The sequence below is a fragment of the Pirellulales bacterium genome (assembly GCA_035533075.1).
Classification (GTDB): domain Bacteria; phylum Planctomycetota; class Planctomycetia; order Pirellulales; family JAICIG01; genus DASSFG01.
This window is the reverse complement of sequence record DATLUO010000082.1, coordinates 1-5,551: the sequence shown is the minus strand read 5'-3', so window position 1 is coordinate 5,551 and position 5,551 is coordinate 1. Positions and strand designations below refer to the sequence as shown.

The window sequence follows — 5,551 nt, the reverse complement described above, 5'->3', positions numbered from 1 at the left end:
GCACTGGCCATGGGGACAACGGCGTTATCGGGCGCTCGCGTCGGACTCGACCGCGTCAGGGCCTCGAGCCTCCAGTTCCGATTCTAATCCAGTGATTCCACAACGGGCCAGCACGCCCAGCAAGATACTGCCGAGTTGCTGTGGGCCCTTCCGCCGGCTGCGGCGGCACTTTTCGTAGCGTGCCGCCAGCGGCGCCGCCTCGGCGGCCTGTTCGTGTTTCGGGATCTGCTCGGCCGCATGGTGCAGATCGCGCAGGATGTCTTGCAGCGGCGTGTCATGCTCTTCGTGAAACTTGAGCAGCTTGTCGAGCACGTACTGCCGGTCCAAGCGGCTGGGATGCTGGTAGAGTCGCCGGCCGCTGACCATCTGAAACACCGTCCGCGTCGCGCGGTTGGCCACGCGGCAACGGATGTCGCGCGCGTCCACGCCGCGTTGCGTCCAGAGCTTCGCCTTGCCGCCGCAATAGTGGTTGGACTTGATCAAGTTATCGGCCAAACGCAACCAAGCTGCCCGCAACCGCGCGTTGCGCAAGTGGGCCAGCGAACCGTCGGCGTGGTCCACCTGGTCGCTCTGATAGCGCGAGGGAAACAACCCTGCCCGGCCGGTGATCGCCTTGGCGTGGGCATAATGCTCGTTCGGTCCCGTCTCGCCCGCCAGCTCCCCGGCACTCACGATGTTGATGCCCGGATGTGAAAGCAGCAGGATATAGGGCGTTTTCACGAGGATCTCGGCCAGGTCGCGTTCGACTTGGACAATCTGCGTGGTCTTGATGAGCCAGTCGTCGTGCAGCGTCTGCCAGACGCGGGCCAGGTGCGGTGCCAGCGGATCGGCGTCGGCCGCATTGCCGGCCCAGGCCAGCACGCGACCGAGGCTGGGCGATTGGTATCGCACCTTTGCTTCTTCCAACCAGTCGCGCATGCCGCGGATCCCTGCGGCGCGAATCGCCTCCGCCGAGCCGGCGCGTCGGGCGATGCACATCGGCAAGTCTTGCTTCCAGAGATTGTTGTCGGGGAACAAGGCGGCGTAGCCCGGCAAGCAGCGTTCCAGGTGATGACGGATTTGCGACTGCAGCTTGGCCCGCTTTTGCACCAGGTCGCGTCGGTGCCGCGCCAGCAGTTGCAGCCGCAGATAGACCTCGCCCCAGACCGGCTCCAATAAGCCGAAGCCGTTCACCGTAGCGCGGAAGATGGCCTCGAGGTCGTTGTCGTCCGTCTTGGTGTCGGCATGCGACGGTTGACGGTAGTGCTTGGAAGCGAAGGGATGCACCAGCCGCGTCTCGCTGCCTGCCTGGCGGAAGGCGCGTTGCACGGGTCGGTGGTACGTGCCGGTCATCTCGACGGCCACGAGATGGTCTTTGATGCCGTGCTGCTGGCACGCTTCGCGCAACTGTGCGGTGGCCAATTGCAGCGCGGCGCGCTCGTGCTCGACGGTGGTCGGCTCGACGAGCACTCGGCCGTAGAAATCGCAGAGCATCCACTTCGATCGGGCCTTGGCGCAATCGACGGCGACGATGCCGAACCGCTCGGGTCCGACGGCTTGGACGCGAGGTTGGATAATGCCGTTGGGTTTGCCTAGCAGGGCTGGACGCTTGGTGCCGGATTTGCGAGATTTGCGTTTTGTAGCCATTCCAACTGTCTCCTGTTGTGGTGAAAAAGGTTGCCTACCTTTCCCACAACGAACAGTTGGAGTGGTTTTATTGATTTCTTTTCATAAGAAACCACATACCAGGGGGGCTTCGTCAAAGTAGGTCGAGGTAGCGGCCGCTGGCGGCACCGGTGCGGCGGCTGGCAGGTCGTGCCGCTCGGCTAAACGCGACTAGACTTCTCACGATGTCTGCTACGCCCCCGGTGCATCATCCGGGTCAGCCGAAAAGCGGCAGGACCGTGCCTTCGGTGAGCGGCACGCTGCGGCCCAGGTTGTCGGTCAGCCGAGTGTTGGGCGAAATGCCCAGGGCGTGAAAGATCGTGGCGTGCAGGTCGGCGGGTCCGCACGGCATGTCCAACGGCGCCGCGCCGATCCGGTCGGACCGGCCATAGACCTGGCCGCCGCGAATGCCGCCGCCCGCCAACGCCACCGAATAGCAAAACGGGTAATGGTTTCGTCCGGCGCCGCCGTCCACCTTCGGCGTGCGGCCGAATTCGGTCAGCCAGACGATCAGCGTCTGGTCCAAAAGCCCGCGCTCGGCCAGATCGTTGACCAGCGCGTAACTGGCCCGTTCCAACGGCGGCAGCAGGTCTCGCTTCAGCCGGTTGAAATTGTCGCCGTGTGTGTCCCACATGTCTCCCGATGCACCGTTGAGATCGCCGGCGGCACAAACCACCGTGATGGCCGGCACGCCCTGCTCCACCAGCCGCCGGGCCAACAGCGCACTTTGCCCGCAGATATGGTCGCCATAAGCCTCGCGGGCCGGCGACGGCTCGTTCTCCAGGTCGAAGGCGCCGCGGACTTTCGGGCTGCCCAGCATGTCGCTGGCCAGTTGGCGGAACGCGCTGTATGCCCGCACACCGGCGGTGGCCTCGGGTCTGTGCTGCGAGAAGAGCGCCGCGGCCAGCTCTTGCCGGCGATTGAAACGATCGGCATCGATGCCTTCGGCAGGCTGAAAGCTCATCTCGCCCAACTCAGGCGAGACGCCGCCGTAGGGCTTGCCGCGGCCCGGCCGAACGAACACGGCGTCGTACTGCCGCCCCAGAAAGCCGGCCGTGTCGCCCGCCTGCCGCGTCTTGTTGTCGACAAGGTAATACGGAATCTGGACGAAGGCCGGCATTTCGGCCGGCGCAGGGCGCAGCCGGGCGATCATCGCTCCCAGGTTGGGCCAGTCGGTCGGCGAGGGAGACAGGTTGGTGAATTGGTCGGCATTGGGCGTCGGATGGCCGGTCATGTTCCAGTACATGCCCCGGCCGTGGAACGTCGACGTGTGGTGCATCGAGCGGACGATGGCCAGCCGGTCGGTGAGCTTGGCGATGAGCGGCATGTGCTCGCCAAGTTGGATGCCCGGCGTGGCGGTGGAGATGGGCGCGAATTGTCCGCGGACCTCGGCCGGGGCATCGGGCTTCGGATCCCAGGTGTCGATGTGGCTCACTCCGCCCCAACAATAGAGCACGATGCATGACTTGGCCTTGCCGAAGCCCGGCGTGGCGCCGGCGGCCTGGGTTTGCCGCAAGCCGAGCCATTGCGGCAACGACAGGCCCATCGCGCCGGCGCTGGCGCGAAGCCAGTTTCTGCGGGAAATCGCATCCCTCGGCATGTCGTTCTCCTGCGGTGTGTTGGGCGACGTTATATTGTAGCAAGGATTGGGTATCGGCCCTCTTGGGTTGGGCGGCGAGCGTTTACCAGACCAGACGCCGCAAAGCGAGGTCGTGGTTGCGCATCCGCTCGATTGATGCTGATTGCGACGAGGACCGATGGAATCACGAAGTCGTTCATGCTGGGCCGGCGCTCGCAAGCTCGCTGGTCTCACCCTACGATCGCGAAAACCACTCAGGCAAGAATCTCCTTCACCACGCGTCCATGCACGTCGGTCAGCCGATAATCACGGCCCTGGAAGCGGAACGTGAGCCGCGTGTGGTCGAAGCCCAACAGGTGCAACAGCGTGGCGTGCAGATCGTGGACGTGAACGGGATCGGCCGCGACGTTGAAGCCCAACTCGTCGGTCACGCCGTGCGTGTGACCCGACTTTATGCCGCCACCGGCCAGCCAGAGGCTGAAACAGCGGTTGTGGTGGTCGCGGCCGTCGTTGCCGCCTTGCACCATCGGCGTGCGACCGAACTCGCCGCCCCAGATAATCAGCGTGTCGGCCAGCAAGCCCCGCTCCTTGAGATCGGCCACCAACGCCGCGCTGGCCTGGTCGGTGTCGAGCGCGTTCTGCTTCACGCCGTTCGTCAAGTTGCCGTGCTGGTCCCACGCTTCGTGAAAGAGTTGCACGAAACGCACGCCACGCTCCGCCAGCCGCCGGGCCAAAAGGCAGTTTCGGGCAAAGCTGGCGTCCGTCGGCGACTTGATGCCATAGCGGTCGAGCGTTTCCTTCGATTCCTGGCTAAGGTCCATCAACTCCGGCGCACTCGTCTGCAGGCGATAGGCCATCTCGTAGCTCTGAATTCTCGCCGCGATCTCCGGATCGAATTCCGCCTCCAGCGATTGCCGGTTCAACTGGTTCAGCGTGTCGAGCGAGGCCCGCTGAGTCTCGCGGTCGATGCCGGCCGGGTTCGAGAGATAGAGCACGGGATCGCCCGCGCTGCGAAACGGCGTGCCGCCATAAATGGTCGGCAGAAAGCCGCAACCATAATTGCTGGCGCCGCCGCTGGTGCCTTTGGCGCTGGTCAGCACGACGAAGCCGGGCAGGTCGGCCGATTCGCTCCCCAGGCCGTAGAGCGTCCACGAGCCGAAGCTCGGCCGGCCGAACTGCTGAGAACCGGAATTCATCATGATCTGCGCGGGAGCGTGATTCACGGCCTCGGTCTGCATCGTGCGGATCAGGCACAGCTCGTCAGCGATCTTGGCCGTCTGCGGCAGCACTTCGCTCAACTCCATGCCGCACTGGCCCTGTTTGGCGAACTTGAACTTCGGACCGAGCAACGCCGAGTTCGGATTGATGAACGCCGCGCGGTAGCCCTTCAACAGTTCGGCGGGCGGAAGCTGGCCGTCATGTTTGGCCAGTTCGGGCTTGTTGTCGAACAGCTCCAAATGGCTTGGGGCACCGGCCTGGAACATGTAGATCACCCGCTTCGCCTTGGCCGGAAAGTGCGGCGGCCGCGGGGCCAGCGGCCTGTTCTGTTCGTTTTCGGCGACCGGCGCGCTCGCCCGGCCTTCGGAGGCCAGCATTGAATGGGCGGCGATGCCGGCCAGGCCCAGGCCGCAGTCGCGCAGAAACCAGCGGCGCGTGAGGTAGTGTGCCCGGACCTGTTGGAGTTGTTGGGTAACGTTCATTTCAGCAATCATTTCTTTGAGATCGTTTCGTCCAGGTTCAAGAGCACACGGGCGGCCAGCGTCCAGGCGGCCGCGTCTTGCGGAGTCGCGCCGGCCGGAAGTGGCGGCAAGCGGGCCGGATCGCCAGTGGCGATGTCGCGCACGTTGAGCCAGCCGTCGGCCAGACGCTGCCGTTGCGACCGCAGCAAGTTCAACACCGCGTCCCGCTCCTTATCTACCGGTCGCCGCGACGTACACAAGAAGAACGCATAGTCGGCCCGTTGACCGTCGTCGCTGCCGCCCTCGCGCAACACGCGCAGCGCCAAGGCACGCGCGGCTTCCACAAACACCGGCTCGTTCAAGGCCGTCAGCGCCGCCAACGGCGTGTTCGACCGCACGCGGCGGGCACAGGCGAAGTCGGCGTTGGGGGCGTCGAAGTTCGACATCACCGGGTCGGGCATCGAACGCTTGCGATAGCCATACAACGCGCGGCGGTAGCGCTGCGGGCCTTCCGCCGGCTTCCAATAGGCCGGATACGTGAAGTTGTAGTCGAGCACGTTCTGCGGCACGGGCGGAATGACGCTCGGACCGCCCAGCTTCTGCGTGAGCAGCCCCGACACGCATAGTGCGATGTCGCGCACCACCTCGG

General features: G+C 64.9%; 4 protein-coding genes. All 4 read right to left on the bottom strand.

Annotated elements, in window-relative coordinates; translation table 11 throughout:
* Window positions 1–24 precede the first annotated feature (24 nt).
* Entirely contained in the window at window positions 25–1,626 is a 1,602-nt protein-coding gene (locus tag VNH11_11170; GenBank protein HVA46917.1) for a transposase, read from the bottom strand.
* Between the two features lie 235 nt (window positions 1,627–1,861).
* A complete protein-coding gene (locus VNH11_11165; GenBank protein ID HVA46916.1) occupies window positions 1,862–3,244 on the bottom strand; it encodes a DUF1501 domain-containing protein in 1,383 nt (460 codons plus the stop codon).
* A gap of 233 nt (window positions 3,245–3,477) precedes the next feature.
* Window positions 3,478–4,923 (bottom strand): DUF1501 domain-containing protein, encoded by a 1,446-nt coding sequence (locus VNH11_11160; protein ID HVA46915.1) that lies wholly within the window; start codon window positions 4,921–4,923, stop codon window positions 3,478–3,480.
* Between the two features lie 8 nt (window positions 4,924–4,931).
* The coding region (locus VNH11_11155) for a DUF1553 domain-containing protein (GenBank protein HVA46914.1) at window positions 4,932–5,551 on the bottom strand (620 nt) is incomplete at its 5' end.